The sequence below is a fragment of the Paracoccus sp. J39 genome (assembly GCF_000518925.1).
GTDB lineage: Bacteria > Pseudomonadota > Alphaproteobacteria > Rhodobacterales > Rhodobacteraceae > Paracoccus.
On the sequence record NZ_JAEN01000004.1, the window covers coordinates 59,803 to 80,204 of the forward strand.

Consider the following 20,402-nt stretch of genomic DNA (forward strand, 5'->3'; position numbering starts at 1 on the left):
TTTGGACAAGAAAGAAGCAAAACCCGGCTTCCCGGCTTCTTCCTTGCATAAATATCCTCGGGGGGTCCGGGGGGCGAAGCGCCCCCGGCCGCGACGGATCAGCCCTCCATGGCCTCGAGCTCGTCGATGAAGCCTTCGATCATGGACAGGCCCTTGTCCCAGAAGGCCGGATCGGAAGCATCGAGGCCGAAGGGTGCCAGCAGCTCCTTGTGATGGCGCGAGCCGCCCGCCGCCAGCAGGTCGAAATATTTCGCCTGGAAGTCGTGCAGCCCGTCCTCGTAGGCGGCATAGAGCGCGTTCACCAGCCCGTCGCCGAAGGCATAGGCATAGACGTAGAAGGGCGAATGCACGAAATGCGGCACATAGGTCCAGAAGGTCTCGTAGCCCGGCATGAACTCGAAGGCGTCGCCCAGCGATTCCGCCTGCACCGACATCCAGAGCGCATTGATGTCGTCCGGCGTCAGCTCGCCCCTGGCGCGGGCGGCGTGCAGCTTGCATTCGAAGTCGTAGAAGGCGATCTGGCGCACCACCGTGTTGATCATGTCCTCGACCTTGCCGGCAAGCAGCGCCTTGCGCAGCGCCTTGTCGGCGGTCCTCGCCAGCAGGGCGCGGAAGGTCAGCATCTCGCCGAAGACCGAGGCAGTCTCGGCCAGGGTCAGCGGCGTCGCGGCCAGCAATTCGCCCTGCGCCGCTGCCAGCCGCTGGTGCACGCCATGGCCCAGTTCATGCGCCAGCGTCATCACGTCGCGCGGCTTGCCCAGGTAGTTCAGCAGCACATAGGGATGCACCGTCGTCACGGTCGGATGGGCGAAGGCGCCCGGCGCCTTTCCGGGCTTCACCGCCGCGTCGATCCAGCCCTTGTCGAAGAAGGGCTGCGCCAGTTCCGCCAGTTTCGGCGAGAAGCCGGCATAGGCGTCCAGCACGGTCGCCTGCGCCTCGGTCCAGGGGATCAGGCGGGGGCTTTCACTGGGCAGCGGCGCGTTGCGATCCCAGATCTGCAGCTTGTCGAGGCCGAGCCAGCGGGCCTTGAGCCGGTAGTAGCGATGCGACAGGCGCGGATAGGCGGCGGTGACGGCGTCGCGCAGCGCCTCGACCACTTCGGGCTCGACATGGTTCGACAGGTGGCGCGCGGTCTGCGGCGTCGGCATCTTGCGCCACTTGTCCTCGATGGCCTTTTCCTTGGCCAGCGTGTTGTGGATGCGGGAGAAGAGCTTGACGTTCCGGCCGAAGACCTCGGCCAGGGCGCGGGCGCCGGCCTCGCGCCGGCCGCGGTCGTGGTCGGTCAGCAGGTTCAGCGTGGCCTCCAGCCCCAGTTCCTCGCCCGCCACGTCGAAGGTCAGGCCCGCCGTGGTCTCGTCGAAGAGCCGGTTCCAGGCAGCGGCGCCGACCACGGAATTGTCGTGCAGGAATCGTTCCAGCTCGTTCGAGAGCTGGTAGGGGCGCATGGCGCGCATGCGGTCGAAGACCGGCTTGTAGCGCGCCGGGCCGTTCGGGGCGGCGAAGACCTCGTCATAGCGCGCGTCCGGGATGCGGTTGAATTCCAGGCTGAAGAACACGAGCTTGGTGGTGGCGACCGTGATGCGGTCCTGCAGGTCGCCCATCTGCTTTGCGCGCGCCGCGTCGGTGGTGTTCTGGTAGTAGCGCAGCCCGGCATAGGACATGATCCGCCCGGCCAGGATGTCGATCTGCTGGTAGCGTTCGATGCAGTCCAGCATCTTGCCGGGGTCCAGCGAGGCCAGCTTGCCTTCGTAATCGCGGGCGAAGCTGCAGCAGGCCTGCTCCACCGCTTCGAGATCGCGGGTCAGCGCGGGCGAATCGGGGGTGGGGTAAAGATCGCTCAGGTCCCATTCCGGCAGCGCGCCCAGATCGGGGGTTTCGGCTGCGACGGGCAGGGCGTTCTCGTCGCGCGGCAGGATGCGGTCCAGGGGGCGGCGGGCGGAAATCGTCATGGTCGGTCCTTTCATATGGTCAAGATGTGACCTCTGAACGGCCGGGCTGCAACCCGTTCGATAGGCGGAATTGCCCGCGCCGCCCCGCTTCAGGCCGCGGCGGAAGCGGCGAAATGGGCGATCGCGGCCTCGATGAAGCGGCTGCGGACGGGGTCGCGCTCCATCATCGGCTCGTGCCGGCAATCGGACAGTTCCAGCAGCCTGGCGCCGGGCCAGGCTGCGGCGCGGCTGCGGATGGCCCGGGGCGAGACGATCCTTTCGCAGTCGCCGAGCGCGATCAGCGCCGGCAGGGCCGGGGCGGGCAGGGCGGCGAGGCGGCGGCATTCCAGCAAGGCGGCGCGCAGCCAGTCGTTGCTGGCGCCCCCGACCGAGATGTCGGGCCAGGTCGCGGCCTCGGCCACCAGCCGGCCCCAGCGCCGGGCGTCATGGGTCAGCAGGTTGTCGTGGAACGGGTCCAGCAGCACGAAGCTTTCCTCGCCCCCCGAACCGGGGGCGGGATGCCCGCCCCGGCCAAGGCGGCACAGGGTGGCGGCAAGGGCCATTGCCGCCGCCTCGGGCACGCGGCGCAGGTTGATGCCCCACATCGGGGCCGAGAAGACCGCGCTTTGCACCGGCAGTCCGGCTTCGAGCGCGGCAAGGCCGATGGTGCCGCCCATGGAATGCGCCAGCAGATGCCAGGGCCGGGGCAGGTCCAATTCCTGCGCCGCGACCACCAGCTCGACCACGTCGCGCTGGTAATCGGCGAAGCTGCCGATATGGCCGGGCCGGACATTGGCCTGCAGCCGGTCGGACATGCCCTGCCCGCGCCAGTCCAGCGCCAGCACGTCCAGCCCGACGGCGTTCAGGTCCGCCGCGACCTCGCCGTATTTTTCCAGGTATTCGGTGCGGCCTGGGAACAGCAGCACCGTCCCCGAGGCGCCCCCCGCCGCCCAATGCGCCGCGCGCAGCCGCACCCCGTCCTCGGCCCGCAGCCAGAAGGCGCGGGCCGTGGGGATGGGGTCGCCGGGCAGCGTGTTGAAGGGTGCGGGCTTCATCGCTTACGAGAGCAGCGCCCCGAGCTTCATCGCCGTGCCCATCGAGCCGTCCACCCGCAGCTTGCCGGTCATGAAGGCGGTGGTGGGGTTCACGTCGCCCGAAAGCAGGCCCTCGAAGGTTTCGCGGCTGGCGGTCAGGGTCACCTCGGCCTCGTCATCGCCGGCGCGGGCGCCCTCGGCGTCGATATAGACCGAGCCCTCGCCCTCGATGACGAATTTGGCGGTGCCGTCGAAGCCCTTGGCCTTTTCGTCCAGCGCGGCCACGGCGGCCTCGACCACTTTGCTCATTCTCGATCTCCTGTTCTCGTGTCTGGAATTAGACGATGGGGAAAGTTACATGGTGAATATGCTTTTGCCAGTCCCCCATTTCCATCGTGCCGTTGCGGCAGCGCTTCTGCTGGGGCTGACCGGCTTCGCCGGCGCGCAGCCGGGGCAGGCCGCGCCCCTGGCGCAGGTCCCCCAAGCGATACCTGTTCAGGACGAGGGGCCGCAAGAAAATTCTCCTGAAAATGAGGGCGATCCGGCACCGGAAAGCCCGCTGTCCGAACCCGCCGCCCCTTCGGAGCCCACGGCCGAGGCGCGGCTGCGCGAGCGCGAGGATCTGGACCTGCTGTTTGCCGAGCTGGCCCAGCCGGGCGGCGAGACCTGGGCCCGGGCCGAGACCGACATCCTGCGCATCTGGTCGCGCTCGGGATCGGCGGCGATGGACCTGCTTTACAAGCGCGGCGAGGCGGCGCTGGATGCGGGCGACACCGCCACCGCCATCGGCCACCTGACGGCGCTGACCGATCACGCGCCGGATTTCGCGGCCGGCTGGTATCTGCGCTCGATCGCCTTTTACCTGGATGGCGATTTCGGCCCGGCCCTGGCCGATCTGGGCGAGGTGCTGCGGCTGGAGCCGCGCCATTTCGGCGCGCTGACCCAGCTTGGCACGATTCTGGAAGAGCTGGGCGACGACCGCGACGCGCTGGAGGCCTTTCGCCGGAGCCTGGAGATCCATCCCCATCAACAGGATGCGCAGGACGCCGTGCTGCGCCTTGAACAGAAACTGCAGGGCATGGACGCCTGATGAACGACAGATCGCGGGTCACGGCCGTCCTCGGCCCGACCAATACCGGCAAGACGCATTACGCCATCGACCGGATGCTGGCGCATCGCACGGGGGTCATCGGCCTGCCGCTGCGCCTGCTGGCGCGCGAGGTCTATGACCGCATCGTCAAGGCGCGCGGCCCCTCGGTGGTGGCGCTGGTGACGGGCGAGGAGCGCATCGTCCCCGAACGCGTGCAATACTGGGTCGCCACCACCGAGGCCATGCCCGAGGTCGGCGCCGATTTCGTCGCCATCGACGAGATCCAGCTTTGCGCCGATCCCGAGCGCGGCCACGTCTTCACCGACCGGCTGCTGAACATGCGGGGCCTGCACGAAACGCTGCTGCTGGGCAGCGACACCATGCGCCCGGCCATCGCCGCCCTGGTGCCGCAGGCGCAGTTCATGCGGCGCGAGCGGTTCTCGGCGCTCGGCTGGGCCGGCTCGAAGAAGATCAGCCGGATGCCGCCGCGCTCGGCCATCGTCTGCTTCTCGGTCGAGGAGGTCTATGCCACGGCCGAGTTGATCCGCCGCCAGAAGGGCGGCTGCGCCGTGGTGATGGGGGCGCTGTCGCCCCGGACCCGCAACGCCCAGGTCGCCATGTATCAGCAGGGCGAGGTGGATTACCTGGTCGCCACCGACGCCATCGGCATGGGGCTGAACCTCGACATCCGCCACGTCGCCTTTTCCGCCACCGAGAAATTCGACGGCCGTCGCTATCGCCCGCTGTTCCCGCACGAGCTGGGCCAGATCGCCGGCCGCGCCGGACGGCATACCGAACCGGGCACCTTCGGGGTCACCGGCGATGCCGGCCCGCTGGAGGAGGGGCTGATCGAGGCCATCGAGACCCACCGCTTCCAGCCCATCAGCCGGCTGATGTGGCGCAATGCGGCGCTGGAATTCGGCACGGTCGAGCGCCTGCTGCAAAGCCTCGAGACGCAGCCGCAATCGGAATGGCTGGCGCGCGGGCGCGAGGCGGACGATATTCGCGCGCTCAAGGCGCTGTCCGCCATGCCCGAGATCCGCGACAGGGTGTCGCACCCCCGCGACGTGCGGCTGCTCTGGGACGTCTGCCGCATCCCGGATTTCCGCGCCATCTCTCCGGTCGAGCATGCGACGCTGCTGGCACGGATCTTCGGCTTCCTGCGCGAGGGCGGCGTGCCCGGCGACTGGCTGGAAGGGCAGATCCGGCGCATCGACCGGATTCAGGGCGACATCGACACATTGTCGAAACGATTGGCATATATACGGACATGGACCTATGTTGCCCAGCGTTCCGGCTGGGTTTCGGACGAAAGTCATTGGCGTGCCGAGACGCGCGCGGTAGAAGATCGGTTGTCGGATGCGTTGCACGCGGCTCTGACGCAAAGATTCGTGGACCGGCGCACATCCGTGCTGCTGCGCCGGCTCAAGCAGAAGGAGAGCCTTTTGGCCGAGGTGAATGACAAGGGCGAAGTGACGGTCGAGGGCGAGTTCGCCGGCCGTCTGGAGGGCTTCCGCTTCCACGCCGATCCGAGCGCAACCGGGGACGAGGCGCGCATGCTGAGCCGCGCTGCCTATGAGGCGCTGCGCCCCGAGTTCCATCTGCGCGCCGACCGCTTCTACAACGCGCCGGATACCGAGCTGGACTTCACCGAACAGGGCGGCCTGATGTGGGGCAGCTCGGCGGTGGGCAAGCTGGTCAAGGGCGCCGAGGCGCTGAAGCCCGGCGTCGAGCCCTTCGTCGACGAGGAGGCCGGTCCCGAGATCGCCGAAAAGGTGCGCCGGCGGCTGCAGCATTTCATCGACCGCAAGGTCGCCACCCTGTTCGAGCCGCTGCTGGCGCTGAAGAACGACGAGACGCTGGGTGGCCTGGCGCGCGGCTTCGCCTTCCGCCTGGTCGAGTCGCTGGGCGTCCTGCCCCGCGAGGGCGTTGCCGCCGAGGTCAAGGAGCTGGACCAGGAGGCGCGCGGCCTGTTGCGCAAGCATGGCGTGCGCTTCGGCCAGTTCACCATCTTCCAGCCGGCGCTGCTGAAGCCGGCGCCGACCCGGCTGCGGCTGGTGCTCTGGGGCCTGGACCAGGGCCTGTCGGAGTTCCCCGAAAGCCCGCCTCCCGGTCTGGTGACGATCCCGAACCTGCCGGATGTGCCCAAGGGCTATTACACGCTCTCGGGCTATCACCCGGCGGGCGAGCGGGCGATCCGCATCGACATGCTGGAGCGGCTGGCCGACATGCTGCGCACCCAGGACAGCCGCGGCGGCTTCGAGGCGACGGCGGACATGCTGTCGATCACCGGCATGACGCTGGAGCAGTTCTCGGGCCTGATGCAGGGGCTGGGCTATCGCGCCGAGCGGGGCGAGCGGCCCAAGGCCCGCGCCGAGGCCGCGCCCGCCGCCGAGCCGGCGCCGGAAGAGGCCGATCACGAGCATCCGCTGACCGAGGAGGAAAGCGTGCTCGCCGCCGAGACCCGCGCCAAATGGGAGGCCGAGCAGGCCGCCCGCAAGGCCGCCGAGGCCGAGGCGGCGGCCGAGGCCGGGGAGCAGGCCGAGGAAGCGCCCGCGCCCGAGATGGAGGTGTTCTACACCTTCACCTGGGCGCCGCGTCCGCGCGGCGGCCAGCGCCGTCCCGAACGGGGCGATCGTCAGGGCCAGGGCCAGGGCCAGCCGCGTCCGCAGGGCGAGCGCGGCCCGCGCCGCGAGCGCGAGGCGGGTCAGGAGAACCGCCGCGAGGGCAAGCCCTTCGAGGGCAAGCCGCGCGGCGAACGGGGCGACCGGCCCGAGCGTGGCCCGAAGGGCAAGCCGCGCCATGACGGTCCCAAGAGCTTCGAGGCCCGCCCGCCGCGTGCCGAGAAACAGGCCGATCCGGACAGCCCCTTCGCCATTCTCGCCGCGCTCAAGAACAAGACGTGAGCGTCGAAGGCGCCGGCGCCATCCGGCTCGACCGCTGGCTGCATCACGCGCGGCTGTTCAAGACCCGCACCCTGGCCGCCGATGCCATCGGCGCCGGGGGAATCCGGGTGAACGGCCAGCCCTGCAGCAAGCCGGCGCAGGCGCTGCGGGGCGGCGATACCGTCACCGTCTCGGCCTATGGCCGGGTGCGGGTGCTGCGCGTGCTGCTGCTGGGCGAGCGGCGCGGCCCCGCCAGCGAGGCGGCCACGCTTTACGAGGAGCTCTAGCCCCGTCGCGGGGGAACCCGGTTCCGCGCCGCGCCCCGGCGGCGGAACGCCGTCCCGGGCCGGCCCGGCGCGGGCCGCATCGCCGTCTTTTCGCCCGCGGCGGCCTTGAATGATGGCGGCGGCGGGCGTAACTAGCCGATCAGGAAACAGGAATATCGCGCCATGACCTATGTCGTCACCGAAAACTGCATCATGTGCAAATACACCGACTGCGTCGAGGTGTGTCCCGTGGACTGTTTCTATGAAGGCGAGAACACGCTGGTCATCCATCCCGATGAATGCATCGATTGCGGCGTCTGCGAACCGGAATGCCCGGCCGATGCGATTCGCCCCGATACCGAACCCGACATGGAGAAATGGGTCGAGTTCAACCGCAAATATGCCGAGTCCTGGCCGGTGATCACCCGCAAGAAGGACCCGATGCCCGGCTATCAGGAGATGGACGGCCAGCCCGGCAAGCTTGAGAAATACTTCTCGGAAGCCCCGGGCGAGGGCGATTGAGACCGGCGGTCCCGTTGGTTTGCGGCCGTTCGTTCGAAAAGCTAACGACTGTGCTGATCGTGCATCATAAGCCGCTTTTGTCTGGTGCTGCGCTGGCGAGAAAAGGCCGGAGCCGGTAAGCCGGAACTGTGACGGGGCGCAGGTGATTCGCCTAGGGTCACGCACCGGTTCTGCCGGGGAACGGGTTGCCGAGTGGCTGTTTTTCAACGATTATTTCTCTTCAGGCAGGACCGGTGCCGCTTTGCAGCGAACCTTTGAACCGGCGCGATTTTTATGCTATGGTGCAGCCATCTCGCGCCGGTCGGGCTGCTTCCTGTGGCCCGTCCGGCGTTGCTGCCTGTCCTGATCGCCTGCCCGGTCAGAAGTGCAAGAACAACAATATTGACCCGTAAGGGGGTATTCGCCCCGCCTTGGGGGTTTTTGTGCCGTGTAGCGGCGCCGCTGCGAAGGAAGCCCAATGTCGAAAGCCAAGAAGACCGAATTCCGCCCCGATGATTTCGTGGTGTATCCGACCCATGGCGTGGGTCGCATCGTTTCGATCGAAGAGCAGGAGGTCGCCGGGCTGCGGCTCGAAATGTTCGTGATTTCCTTTGAAAAGGACAAGATGACCCTGCGCGTGCCGACCGCCCGCGCCGCCGAGATCGGCATGCGCGGCCTTTCGACCCCCGACCTGGTCGAACGCGCCCTGGACACGCTGAAGGGCAAGGCCCGGGTCAAGCGCGCCATGTGGTCGCGCCGCGCCCAGGAATATGAGCAAAAGATCAATTCGGGCGACCTGATGTCGATCGCCGAGGTGGTGCGCGACCTGCATCGCAACGACGACCAGCGCGAGCAGTCCTATTCCGAGCGCCAGCTCTACGAGGCGGCGCTGGACCGCCTGACCCGCGAGGTCGCCGCGGTCAGCGGCATGGACGAGGCCGGCGCCCAGAAAAGGGTCGAGACCGTGCTGACCGCCCGCGCGGCCTGACCGCCTTGCCCAAGCCGGCACGGGGCGCCTTCGGGCGCCCTTTTTCTTGGCCCGGAGACTTGCAGGCCGCGATATGCCTGCCTTGCCTGATAAGCCCGACCAAGCCGCCGCGCCGGGCTGGCCAGCCTCGGTCCGAGGGGGCGCGGGCCGGATCGGAGGCCGTTCGGCGCGTCCGGTTCGGGCGGCCTGGGGCCGCAGCAGCGCGCAGCGAGGATGCGCGCCTTTGCCGGTGCTGCCGACATGAACAACGCGGCCGCATCGGGGCGGGCAGGATGCGCTGGGGCGCACCCCGCAAAGCATCCTGCGGCCCTTGGGGCCGGGATGCCTGCGCCGCCGGGTTCAGGCCAAGGCCGCGAGGATGCGCGCCCAGCTGCGCGCGCCCTTGGCAAAGCTCTGCAGGTCGTATTTCTCGTTCGGCGAATGGATGCGGTCGTCGTCGCGGGCAAAGCCGATCAGCATGGAATCCATGCCCAGGATCTCCTTGAAATCGCCGGCGATGGGGATCGAGCCGCCGGCGCCGATATAGGCCGCCTCGCGGCCCCATTCCTGCGTCAGCGCCGCCTTGGCCGCCGCGAAGGCCGGGTCCGAGATGTCCATGCGGCTGGCCGGGCTGGCGCCATGGCCGTGGAAGGCCACCGTGCAATCGGCGGGCAAGGCGGCGCGGACATGGGCGCGAAAACTCTCGCGAATGCGTTCGGGGTCCTGCGCGCCGGTCAGGCGGAAGCTGACCTTGGCGCGGGCCTCGGCGGGCAGGACGGTCTTGAAGCCCTCGCCGGTATAGCCGCCGCTGATGCCGTTGATCTCGAAAGTGGGGCGGTTCCAGATCATCTCAAGCCCGGTGCGGCCCGCTTCGCCGACCGGATGCTTCAGCCCGACCCGCGACAGGAACTCGCCCGCATCGAAGCCGAGCGCCGCCCAATCGGCGCGCAGCTCGTCCGAAAGCTCCTCGACGCCGTCGTAGAAGCCGGGCAGGGTGACGCGGCCGCTGGCATCCTTGACCGTCGCCAGCGCATTGACCAGCACCTGGATCGGGTTCGCCGCCAGCCCGCCGAAACTGCCCGAATGCAGGTCGCGGTCGGCCGCCCGCACCACGATCTCGTCGCCATAGAGGCCGCGCAGCTGGGTGGTGATGGCGGGGCGGCCGTCGGCGTAAAGCCCGGTGTCGCAGATCATGGCGATGCCGGCGCGCAGCTCTTCGGCGTTTTCGCGCAGGAAGGGGCGCAGGCTGGGCGAACCGGATTCCTCCTCGCCCTCGAACAGCAGCACCAGGTCCGAGGGCAGGCTGCCATGCACCGCCTTCCAGGCCCGGAACGCCTCGACGAAGGTCATCAGCTGGCCCTTGTCGTCCGAGGCGCCGCGGCCGCGGATCACCTTGCCCTGCGGCGTGTCCTCGATCTGCGGCTCGAAGGGCGGGCGCTCCCACAGCTCCAGCGGATCGACCGGCTGCACGTCATAATGGCCGTAGAACAGCAGCGGCCGCCGGTCGCCCCGGGGCGAATGGGCGACGACCATCGGATGGCCGGGCGTGTCGCGGACCGAGGCGTCGAAACCCAGCGCGGCCAGCTCGGCGCAAAGCCATTCCGCCGCCCGCCGCACCTCGCCCGCATAGGCCGGATCGGTCGAGATCGAGGGGATGCGGAGGAACTCGGCCAGCCGGTCAAGCGCCCGGGGCAATTCCTCATCCAGCGTTGAAAGCACTTCGTCGATTCTGGAATTGTCCTTCATTCTCTGCCTTTCCTGATTGGTTTTCTCGGAGAAAATTGTCTGCGATCTTGGTCCCAGTGCGACATTTTTGCGCTATATTTTCCTTGAATTGACACGTATCAAGTCACGACCCGCGGGATCGGAGCATGATCCCCCAAGCAAGCAAGTTCAAGCAAGGCAAGGGATCTGTCATGGACTACTCAGCCGCCCTCGACCAGGCCATCGGCAAGTTGCACGAGGAGGGCCGCTACCGGACCTTCATCGACATCGAACGCCGCAAGGGGGCCTATCCGCAGGCGGTCTGGACGCGGCCGGACGGCACCGAGACCGAGATCACCGTCTGGTGCGGCAACGATTACCTGGGCATGGGCCAGCATCCGGTGGTGCTGGCGGCGATGCACGAGGCGCTGGATGCCACCGGGGCGGGTTCCGGCGGCACGCGCAACATCTCGGGCACGACGGTCTATCACAAGCGGCTCGAGGCGGAACTGGCCGACCTGCACCAGAAAGAGGCCTCGCTGGTCTTTTCCAGCGCCTATATCGCCAATGACGCGACGCTCTCGACCCTGCGCAAGCTGTTTCCCGGGCTGATCATCTATTCCGACGCGCTGAACCACGCCTCGATGATCGAGGGCATCAAGCGTTTCGACGGCGCCAAGCGCATCTTCCGCCACAATGACGTGGCGCATCTGCGCGAGCTGCTGGAGGCAGACGATCCCGAGGCGCCGAAACTGATCGCCTTCGAGTCGATCTATTCCATGGATGGCGATTTCGGTCCCATCGCCGCGATCTGCGACCTCGCGGACGAGTTCAACGCCCTCACCTATCTGGACGAGGTCCATGCCGTCGGCATGTATGGCCCGCGCGGCGGCGGCGTGGCCGAGCGCGACGGGCTGAGCCACCGCATCGACATCTTCAACGGCACGCTGGGCAAGGCCTTCGGCGTGTTCGGCGGCTATATCGCCGCCTCGGCCAAGATGGTGGACGCGATCCGCTCCTATGCGCCGGGCTTCATCTTCACCACCTCGCTGCCGCCGGCGGTGGCGGCGGGCGCGGCGGCCTCGATCGCCTTCCTGAAGACGGCCGAGGGGCAGCTGCTGCGCGACCGCCAGCAGCTGAACGCCCGCATCCTCAAGATGCGCCTGCGCGGCCTCGGCATGCCGATCATGGACCATGGCAGCCATATCGTGCCGGTGCATGTCGGCCACCCGGTGCATTGCAAGGCGCTGTCCGACATGCTGCTGGCCGATTTCGGCATCTACGTGCAGCCGATCAACTTCCCCACCGTGCCGCGCGGCACCGAGCGGCTGCGCTTCACGCCCTCGCCGGTGCATGACCCCAAGCAGATCGACCATCTGGTGCGGGCTATGGACAATCTGTGGTCGCAGTGCAAACTGAACCGTTCAACTTCGGCCGCCTGACGCGGTTTCGGGGTGAAGACCTCTCGCGCCCGTGATAACCTTGCTTTAATCAAGTTGTGAGAGTCTTCCGATTCGGGGAGGACGAGCAGCAGAGAATGGGGCAGGCGCGATGATCGGGCTAAGGGGGAATCCCCCGTCGTATGGCCATGAGGAACCGGCGGCATTGCCGCCCGGTTTCGACGATCCTGATATTCGTCTCGGCGACCTGATGCGGGGCGAACGGGCCACGCTGGGCAAGTCGCTGCTGGATGTCCAGCGCGAGTTGCGCATTCGCGCCTCCTATGTCGCCGCCATTGAGAATTGCGACATCTCGGCCTTCGACACGCCCAGTTTCATCGCCGGCTATGTGCGCTCCTATGCGCGCTATCTGGGCATGGATGCCGACTGGACCTTCCGCCGCTTCTGCCAGGAATCGGGCTTTCAGCCCACGCATGGCATGGCGCCTGCCGCCGCCGGGCCCAAGCCGCAGCGCCGGCCCGCCGACCCGGCCGAGGCGCTGGCCAACCCGCATCCGATCTTCCTGCCCAGGCAGGAAAGCCTCTGGAGCTCCATCGAGCCGCGCGCCATCGGCTCGCTTCTGGTCATGGTCGCGCTGGCCTGCGGTCTGGGCTATGGCGGCTGGGCCGTGCTGCAAGAGGTGCAGAAGGTCAACCTGACCCCCGGCGACCAGGCCCCCGGCGTGATCGCAGCACTCGACCCGGTGCAGGAGGCGGCCGAACCCGAGACGGTCGAATCGGCCCAGGTCAACCTGCCGCGTCCCGAGGGGCTGGACCGCACCTATCGCCCGCAGGCGCTGGAGGTGCCGGTGCTGATCGCCCGCGACGGTCCCATCGCCGCCATCGATCCCGGGCTGAACGCGCCGGCCATGCAGCCCGAAAGCACCGAGCCCGCGAACCGGACCGCCTTGGCCCAGGACCGGGTCTACGGGCCGCAGATGCCGGCCGAGCAGGCCGCGGTGCGCACCGTGGCCCCCGACGCGCCGGAAGTCGAGATCCTCGCCGCCCGGCCGGCCTGGGTGCGGGTGACCTCGGCCGATGGCACGGTGCTGCTGGAAAAGACCATGGATGCGGGCGAGCGTTTCGCCCTGCCCAAGCTCGAGGCGCCGCCGGTGCTGCGTGCGGGCAATTCCGGCGCGATCTATTTCGCGGTGAACGGCCGCACCTACGGCCCGGCCGCGCCGGGCGCCAAGGTGGTCAAGAATGTCGAGCTTTCGCCCAATGCGCTGACGGCGAAATTCGCCTTTGCCGACCTCGCCAAGGACCCGCAGCTGGCCGAGATGGTCGCGCTGGCCTCTGCCGGCCAGCCGGAACAGTCCCCCGTGCAGGAGTGATCTGCGCCCGCGCGCCGGTCACGGATGCGATAGCAGGCGCCCCGCCGGGACCGCACGGCTTGCCCGCAGGCCCGCATCGGCCTATTTCTCACGGGTGAATCCGCCTCTGGCGCAGGAAAAGGCTCCAGCCATGTCGCATAATCCGATCCGCCCCTGGCGCAATATCGACCGACGCAAGTCGCGCCAGATCATGGTCGGCGCGGTGCCGGTGGGGGGCGATGCGCCGATCAGCGTGCAGACCATGACCAATACGGATACCAGCGACGTCAAGGCGACGCTGGACCAGATCCTGCGTGCCGCCGACGTGGGCGCCGATATCGTGCGCGTCTCGACCCCCGATCAGGCCTCGACCCGGGCGCTGCGCGAGATCTGCCGCGAAAGCCCGGTGCCGATCGTGGCCGACATCCATTTCCACTACAAGCGCGCCATCGAGGCCGCCGAGGCCGGCGCCGCCTGCCTGCGCATCAACCCCGGCAATATCGGCGATGCCGCCCGGGTGCGCGAGGTCATCAAGGCCGCCCGCGACCATGGCTGCTCGATCCGCATCGGCGTGAATGCCGGCAGCCTGGAACGGCACCTGCTGGAGAAATACGGCGAGCCCTGCCCGGATGCGATGGTGGAATCCGGCCTCGACCACATCAGGATCCTGCAGGACAACGACTTCCACGAATTCAAGATCAGCGTGAAGGCCAGCGACGTCTTCCTCGCCGCCGCCGCCTATCAGCAACTGGCCGAGGCGACCGACGCGCCGATCCACCTGGGCATCACCGAGGCGGGCGGGCTGATGTCCGGCACGGTGAAATCCGCCATCGGCCTCGGCAACCTCTTGTGGATGGGCATCGGCGACACGATCCGCGTCAGCCTGTCCGCCGATCCGGTCGAGGAGGTCAAGGTCGGCTTCGAAATCCTGAAATCGCTGGGCCTGCGCACCCGCGGCGTGCAGATCATCTCTTGCCCCAGCTGCGCGCGGCAGGGCTTCGACGTGATCCGGACGGTCGAGATCCTGGAAAAGCGCCTCGAACACATCAAGACCCCGATGAGCCTGTCGATCATCGGCTGCGTGGTGAACGGCCCGGGCGAGGCGCTGATGACCGATATCGGCTTCACCGGCGGCGGTGCGGGCTCCGGCATGGTCTATCTGGCCGGCAGGCAGGACCACAAGATGACCAACGACCAGATGGTCGATCACATCGTCGAGCTGGTCGAGAAACGCGCCGCCGAACTCGAGGCCGCGCAAGCCGCCGCCGCCGAATAGGCGAAAGGGCGGTCGAGGCGCCGCCCTCTGCCATTCACCGTTTTCCAAATACTCCTGCCGCCCGCGCAGCCCGCGTCGGCTGCCGCCCGCGCAGCCCGCGTCGGCGGCGCCGGTTCAGCCCTCGGCCTCGGCCGCACGCGCCCGGGCGATGGCGCCTTCCAGCCCCTCGGCCGGCACGCCGCGCAGCATCTCGCCGCCGATGATGAAGGTCGGCGTGCCCATGATCCGCATCTGCTCGGCCAGCTGGTGGTTCTTGCGCAACACGGCCGAGACCTCCTCGGTGTTCATCCGGTTCAGCACCGCCTTGCCGTCCACGCCCAGATCGCCGGCCAGCGCGGTCAGGCTTTCCAGATTGACCGGTCCGCGCGATTCCATCAGCGCGTCATGCGCCTTCTTGTAGGCCTCGGGCCCGGCTTCCTGCTGCACCGCGATGGCGAAACGCGCGGCCATGTCGCTTTCCTGGGTCAGGATCGGGAATTCCTTCAGGATCCAGCGGATGTTGCCATCGGCCGAGATCAGCTTTTCCAGCTCCGGATTCACCCGCTTGCACACCCCGCAGCGGTAGTCGATGAACTCGACCACGGTCACGTCGCCCTCGGGGTTGCCGCCGATCCAGCTGTGGCCGTCGTCGAAGATCGCCTCCCTGTTGTTCTCGACCAGCAGCTGGTCGTTCTTCGCCTCGTCGGCGGCGCGGCGCTCTTCCAGCACGTTGATCGACTCGATCAGCACGTCGGGATTGGCCATCAGGTAATCGCGCACCGCTTCGCCGAAGGCGGCCTTTTCGGCCTCGGTCATGTTCGCCGGATCAAAGGCGAAAGAGGGCAGGGCGGTCGCCGTCAGCAGCGCGGCGGTCAAAAGGGCTTTCATCCGAGGATCCTTTCCAGTTGCCGGCAACTTGGCCTGTCCGGGACGGTGTTGCAAGCGATCCGCCCCGGTCTCACGCGGGCTTGACCGGGCCGCCCGCAGGTCCGATACCCGGCCAAAACCATGAGGCAGGCAGACATGAGACAATCCCGCCGCGGGCAGGTCGATCCCTTCATCGTCATGGATGTCATGGAGGCCGCCCGCAAGGCCGAGGCCGGGGGCCGCCGCATCATCCATATGGAGGTCGGCCAGCCCTCGACCCCGGCCCCCGAGGGCGCGCGCCGGGCGCTGGCCGCCGCGCTGGACCGGCCGCTGGGCTATACGGTCGCGCTTGGCCTGCCCGAGCTGCGCGCCGGCATCGCCGGGCTTTACCGGCGCTGGTATGGGCTCGACCTCGACCCGAGCCGCGTGGTGGTGACGCCGGGCTCCTCGGGCGCCTTCATCCTGGCCTTCTCGGCGCTGTTCGACGCGGGCGAGCGGGTGGCCTTGGGCGAGCCGGGCTATCCCAGCTATCGCCAGATCCTGCGCGCCATGTCGCTGGAACCCGTCGGCATCCCGACCCGGGCCGAGGACCGCTACCAGCCGCGGCCGCAGGACCTGCCGGCGGATGCGCAGGGGCTGATCCTCGCCTCGCCCGGCAACCCCTCGGGCACCGTGCTGCGGCGCGAGGAACTGGCGGGGCTGACCGCGCGGGCGGCGGAACTGGGCATGAGCGTGATCTCGGACGAGATCTATCACGGGCTCGACTATGGCGCCGGCTTCCATTCGGCGCTGGAGGTGACGGATGAGGTTTTCGTCATCAACAGCTTCTCGAAATATTTCAGCATGACCGGCTGGCGCGTCGGCTGGATGGTGGTGCCGGACAGCATGATCCGCACCGTCGAGCGCATCGCGCAGAACATGTTCATCTGCCCGCCCCATGCCAGCCAGGTCGCGGCGCTGGCCGCGCTGGATTGCGTGGAGGAGGCCGAGGCGAACCTGGCCGTCTACGCGCAAAATCGCCGGCTGATGCTGGAGCGCCTGCCGCAGATCGGCTTCTCGCGCATCGCTCCGCCGGAAGGCGCCTTCTACATCTATGCCGATGTGTCCGACCTGACCGGGGACAGCCTGAGCTTCGCCGCGGAAATCCTTGAAAAGGCGGGTGTCGCCGTCACGCCGGGCCTGGACTTCGACCCGCATCGCGGCGCCCGCACCCTGCGCTTCAGCTATGCTGCGGGGACGGCCGAGATCGCCGAGGGGCTGGAGCGGCTGGCAGCCTTCATGGCGGCGCGATGAGATGGCTCTGGGCCCTGCTGCTGGTCTGGCTGGCGCTGCCGGCGCTGGCCGATGACGGCACGCGCTCGGCCCTGGCGACGGTCGATCTGGCGGGCTCCTCGCTGGTGGCCGAGGGCCGCGACCGCGGCAAGCCGCGGCCGATGGAACTGCGGCTGACCATCAGCCAGCCGGTGCCCTACCGGGTCTATTTCCTCGACGGCCCGCCGCGCCTGGTGGTCGATTTCCGCGAGATCGACTTTTCCGGCACCAGCGCCGAGGACCTGCCCGGCCGCGAGCTGGTGCCGGCGCTGCGCTGGGGCCGGTTCCGGCCCGGCTGGTCGCGGCTGGTGATGGAACTGCCCGGCCCCTATGCGCTGCGCACCGCCGTGCAAAGCCCGGCCGAGGGCGGCGCCCGGGGCGCGCTGGTCAAGCTGCGCATCGAGCCGGTGAAGCCCCAGGCCTTCGTCACCCGCGGCAATGCGCTTTCGGCGCTCTGGGACCTGCCCAGCCCGGCCGAGGTGACGCCGCTGCCGCCGCGCCGCACCGCCAAGCGGCCGTTGCGCGTCGCCCTCGACCCCGGCCATGGCGGCCACGATCCCGGCGCCCAGGTCGGCGCCATCTACGAGGCGGCGCTGATGCTGGGCTTTGCCCGCGAACTGGCCGAGATCCTGACCCGCGCCGGTTTCGAGGTCGTCCCCACCCGCGAGGATGACAGCTTCGTCCCGCTGGAGCGGCGCATGACCATCGCCCGCGCGGCGCAGGCCGACCTGTTCATCTCGTTGCATGCCGATGCGCTGCCGGCGGGCGAGGCGGCGGGGCTGTCGATCTATGTCTGGAACCCGCAGGCCGACGACCGCGCCACGCGCGAGCTGGCGATGCGCCATGACCGCGCCGACCTGCTGGCCGGGCTGGACCTGGCGGGTACCGACGACCAGCTGGCCGACGTGCTGATGGACCTGGCGCGGACCGAGACGCATCCGCGCTCGGAAGCCTTCGCCAAGTTCGCGGTTTCCGAGCTCAATCGCGCGGGCGTCGGCATGCATCGCACCCCGGTGCGCGGCGCGGCCTTCTCGGTGCTGAAATCGCCCGACATCCCCTCGGTGCTGATCGAGCTGGGCTTCCTGACCGATGCGGGCGACCGGGCGAACCTGTTCGACCCGGACTGGCGCGCGCGCACCGCGCAGGCCTTGGCCCAGGCGATCGGCCTCTGGGCGCAGGATGACGCCGCCCGCGCCGCGCTGTCGCGAAAGTAGCGCAAGGTTGCTTTGACGGGACCGGCCCCGCTGTCTATAGAGACGCAGGTTATCCCCAGAGGCTTGCCCATTGCTGCGCTTCCTTCTGTCCTTCATCGGTGCGATCTTTTCCTGGTTCGTGACCGCCGTCTTCTTCATCGCCCTGACCGTCGGGGCGGTGTTCTGGATGTATTCGCGCGACCTGCCGAGCCATGAGCAGCTGGCGCAATATGCGCCCAAGACCATCAGCCGGGTCTATTCCGGCGAGGGGCGGCTGATCGACGAATTCGCCGAGGAGCGCCGCATCTTCGTGCCGATCGACGACATCCCGCCGCTGGTCAAGGAGGCTTTCATCAGCGCCGAGGACAAGAATTTCTACCATCACCACGGTTTCGATCCGCGCGGCATGATGGGCGCGCTGGTGCAGGCGGTCCGCACCCGGGGCGAGAACGTGCGCGGCGCCTCGACCATCACCCAGCAGGTGATGAAGAACTTCCTGCTCTCCAGCGACCGCAGCGTCGAGCGCAAGATCAAGGAGCTGATCCTGGCCACCCGGCTGGAATCGACCCTGTCCAAGGACCAGATCCTCGAGCTTTACCTGAACGAGATCTTTCTGGGGCAGAACAGTTTCGGCGTCGCCGCCGCCGCGCAGACCTATTTCAACAAGCCCCTGACCGAGCTTGCCCCGCATGAGGCTGCGACGCTGGCCGCGATGCCGCAGGCGCCGGGCCGCTATCACCCTGTCCGCGCCAAGGAGCGGGTGACCGAGCGGCGCAACTACGTCCTGCGCGAGATGTGGCAGAACGGCTATATCGACCAGGCGACCTACGAGGCGGAATCGCAATTGCCGCTGCGCTCGGTGCAGAACGGCGATTTCCCCGCCTTCCAGCAGCAGCTGCCGGCGCGCGACTATTTCACCGACGAGATCCGCCGCCAGCTTTCGGCGCAGTTCGGCGAGGAGGAATTCTTCGGCGGCGGCCTGGCGATCCGCGCCACCGTCGACCCCAGGCTGCAGAAGGTCGCCGCGCGCGCCCTGCAGCAGGCGCTGGAGAAATACGACCGCGGCCGCGGCGTCTGGCGCGGCACCCGCGTCTCGATCCCGGCCGAGCGGCTCGGCAGCGAGCAGGGCTGGCGCGCCGCGCTGGCCGAGACCCGCGTGCCGCGCGACATCGAGGGCTGGTTCCCGGCCGTGGTGCTGTCCCTGGAAGGCAGCGACGCCACCATCGGCATCGAGGATCAGGAGGGCACCGCGACCATTCCCGCCAAGGACGTGCAATGGGCCAGGAAGCGCCGCGCCGATGGCACGCTGGCGCCCAAGGCCAAGGTGGCCTCGGACCTGCTGGAGGTCGGCGAGGTGGTGCTGGTGCGCCGCATGACCAGCGACAGCGACGGCAGCTTCATCCGCTGGACCCTGCGCCAGGTGCCCGAGGTACAGGGCGGCTTCATGGCCATGGACGTGAATACCGGCCGGGTCATCGCCATGCAGGGCGGGTTTTCCTATCAAAGCTCGGTCTTCAACCGCGCGACCCAGGCGCAGCGCCAGCCCGGCTCCAGCTTCAAGCCCTTCGTCTATGCGGCGGCGCTGGATTCCGGCTTCAACCCGGCCACCATCGTGGTGGACGAGCCGATCACCGTGAACACGCCGCAGGGGCTGTGGACCCCCAAGAACGCCAGCGGCAAGTTCTACGGCCCCACGCCGATGCGCACCGGGATCGAGCAGTCGCGCAACCTGATGACCATCCGCATCGCCCGCGATATCGGCATGGATACCGTCGCGTCCTATGCCGAGAAATTCGGGGTCTACGACAATCTCGGCCATTTCCTCGCCAATTCCCTGGGTGCGCAGGAGACGACGCTGTTCAAGATGGTCGCCGCCTATGCCATGTTCGCCAATGGCGGCGAGCGGGTGGAACCCACGCTGGTCGACCGCGTGCAGGACCGCCGCGGCCGCACCATCTATCGCCACGACCGCCGCGACTGCGTGACCTGCGGCCAGCCGACCCTGCCCGCCGGCGCCGCGCCCGAGATCCGTTCCAACCGCGAGCGGGTGATGGATGCGATCACCGCCTATCAGCTGACCTCGATGCTCGAGGGCGTGGTCAAGCGCGGCTCGGGGCGCGGGGTGAACCTGCCGGTGCCGGTGGCCGGCAAGACCGGCACCACCAACGACGCCAAGGATGTCTGGTTCATCGGTTTCACCTCGAACCTCGTCGCCGGCTGCTATCTGGGCTATGACCAGCCGCGCACGCTGGGGTCCAACGCCTATGGCGGCACGCTTTGCGTGCCGGTCTTCAACGAGTTCATGCAGGAGGCGGTGAAGGAATTCGGCGGCACCGAGTTCAAGGTTCCGCCGGGCGGGCATTTCGTCAACATCGACCGCTTCACCGGCGCGATCCTCGGCCCCGACGCCAAGGGCGACAATGTCATCGCCGAATATTTCCGCGACGGCCAGTCGCTGACCGGCATCGCGCTGGTCGACGGCGGCTTCGGCCGGGCCGATCCGGGCACGCTGCCGCTGTTCACCCAGGGCCGCGACGGCGGGCAGGCGGTGACCACCTCGACCGGCAAGAAGAGAGTGATCCCGAAGAAGGCCGATTTCGGCACCCTGTCCTCGGGCGGGCTGTATTGAGGGCCGGCGCTTGCCGCCGCC

16 protein-coding genes are annotated in these 20,402 nt (G+C 68.4%); 11 read left to right on the forward strand and 5 right to left on the reverse strand.

Annotated elements, in window-relative coordinates:
- Positions 1-98 precede the first annotated feature (98 nt).
- From L632_RS0105205 to L632_RS0105215, 3 genes are all read right to left on the reverse strand, one after another.
- Positions 99-1,949: a M3 family oligoendopeptidase gene (locus L632_RS0105205; RefSeq protein ID WP_232215649.1), complete on the reverse strand. Its 1,851-nt coding sequence runs from the start codon at positions 1,947-1,949 to the stop codon at positions 99-101.
- A gap of 89 nt (positions 1,950-2,038) precedes the next feature.
- Positions 2,039-2,983, reverse strand: coding sequence for an alpha/beta hydrolase (locus tag L632_RS0105210; protein WP_028716445.1), 945 nt, complete (start codon positions 2,981-2,983; stop codon positions 2,039-2,041).
- A 3-nt stretch (positions 2,984-2,986) separates the two neighbouring features.
- Positions 2,987-3,271 carry an SCP2 sterol-binding domain-containing protein gene (locus tag L632_RS0105215; protein WP_028711422.1) on the reverse strand — a complete coding sequence of 95 codons (285 nt, stop codon included), beginning with the start codon at positions 3,269-3,271 and terminating at the stop codon, positions 2,987-2,989.
- A gap of 49 nt (positions 3,272-3,320) precedes the next feature.
- Here L632_RS0105215 and L632_RS0105220 point away from each other — a divergent pair, with 49 nt between their 5' ends.
- The 5 genes from L632_RS0105220 to L632_RS0105240 all read left to right on the forward strand — a co-directional run bounded on the left by L632_RS0105220 (position 3,321) and on the right by L632_RS0105240 (position 8,692).
- Positions 3,321-4,052 (forward strand): tetratricopeptide repeat protein, encoded by a 732-nt coding sequence (locus L632_RS0105220; protein WP_028711421.1) that lies wholly within the window; start codon positions 3,321-3,323, stop codon positions 4,050-4,052.
- Complete coding sequence (locus L632_RS0105225; protein ID WP_028716446.1) at positions 4,052-6,958, forward strand: helicase-related protein; 2,907 nt, start codon at positions 4,052-4,054, stop codon at positions 6,956-6,958. The genes L632_RS0105220 and L632_RS0105225 overlap by 1 nt, the downstream gene beginning before the upstream one ends.
- On the forward strand, positions 6,955-7,224 hold the full coding sequence (locus tag L632_RS0105230) for an RNA-binding S4 domain-containing protein (protein WP_028711419.1): 270 nt from the start codon (positions 6,955-6,957) through the stop codon (positions 7,222-7,224). The genes L632_RS0105225 and L632_RS0105230 overlap by 4 nt, the downstream gene beginning before the upstream one ends.
- 162 nt (positions 7,225-7,386) lie before the next feature.
- Positions 7,387-7,725, forward strand: a complete 339-nt coding sequence (gene fdxA, locus L632_RS0105235) for a ferredoxin FdxA (RefSeq protein ID WP_028711418.1) — start codon at positions 7,387-7,389, stop codon at positions 7,723-7,725.
- Positions 7,726-8,182: 457 nt separating this feature from the next.
- The gene (locus L632_RS0105240) at positions 8,183-8,692 is read left to right on the forward strand and encodes a CarD family transcriptional regulator (protein WP_028711417.1); all 510 of its coding nucleotides are present in this window, start codon (positions 8,183-8,185) and stop codon (positions 8,690-8,692) included.
- 339 nt (positions 8,693-9,031) lie between these two features.
- Here L632_RS0105240 and L632_RS0105245 read toward each other — a convergent pair whose 3' ends face one another.
- A complete protein-coding gene (locus L632_RS0105245; RefSeq protein WP_028711416.1) occupies positions 9,032-10,417 on the reverse strand; it encodes a M20/M25/M40 family metallo-hydrolase in 1,386 nt (461 codons plus the stop codon).
- Positions 10,418-10,587: 170 nt separating this feature from the next.
- Here L632_RS0105245 and hemA point away from each other — a divergent pair, with 170 nt between their 5' ends.
- The 3 genes from hemA (at position 10,588) to ispG (ending at position 14,402) form a co-directional block, all read left to right on the forward strand.
- Positions 10,588-11,817, forward strand: coding sequence for a 5-aminolevulinate synthase (gene hemA / locus L632_RS0105250; RefSeq protein WP_028711415.1), 1,230 nt, complete (start codon positions 10,588-10,590; stop codon positions 11,815-11,817).
- 109 nt (positions 11,818-11,926) lie between these two features.
- Positions 11,927-13,147, forward strand: a complete 1,221-nt coding sequence (locus L632_RS0105255; RefSeq protein WP_028716447.1) for a helix-turn-helix domain-containing protein — start codon at positions 11,927-11,929, stop codon at positions 13,145-13,147.
- Positions 13,148-13,277: 130 nt separating this feature from the next.
- Positions 13,278-14,402 carry a flavodoxin-dependent (E)-4-hydroxy-3-methylbut-2-enyl-diphosphate synthase gene (gene ispG / locus L632_RS0105260; protein ID WP_028711413.1) on the forward strand — a complete coding sequence of 375 codons (1,125 nt, stop codon included), beginning with the start codon at positions 13,278-13,280 and terminating at the stop codon, positions 14,400-14,402.
- A gap of 114 nt (positions 14,403-14,516) precedes the next feature.
- On the opposite strand, the gene L632_RS0105265 is transcribed toward ispG, so the two are convergent.
- Positions 14,517-15,269 (reverse strand): DsbA family protein, encoded by a 753-nt coding sequence (locus tag L632_RS0105265; protein ID WP_028711412.1) that lies wholly within the window; start codon positions 15,267-15,269, stop codon positions 14,517-14,519.
- Positions 15,270-15,404: 135 nt separating this feature from the next.
- On the opposite strand from L632_RS0105265, the gene L632_RS0105270 reads away from it, so the two are divergent.
- The 3 genes from L632_RS0105270 to L632_RS0105280 all read left to right on the forward strand — a co-directional run bounded on the left by L632_RS0105270 (position 15,405) and on the right by L632_RS0105280 (position 20,381).
- A complete protein-coding gene (locus tag L632_RS0105270) occupies positions 15,405-16,541 on the forward strand; it encodes a pyridoxal phosphate-dependent aminotransferase (protein ID WP_028711411.1) in 1,137 nt (378 codons plus the stop codon).
- Positions 16,538-17,773, forward strand: coding sequence for an N-acetylmuramoyl-L-alanine amidase (locus tag L632_RS0105275; protein WP_028711410.1), 1,236 nt, complete (start codon positions 16,538-16,540; stop codon positions 17,771-17,773). The genes L632_RS0105270 and L632_RS0105275 overlap by 4 nt, the downstream gene beginning before the upstream one ends.
- Positions 17,774-17,843: 70 nt before the next feature.
- Complete coding sequence (locus L632_RS0105280; protein ID WP_028716448.1) at positions 17,844-20,381, forward strand: penicillin-binding protein 1A; 2,538 nt, start codon at positions 17,844-17,846, stop codon at positions 20,379-20,381.
- The last annotated feature ends 21 nt before the right edge of the window (positions 20,382-20,402 follow it).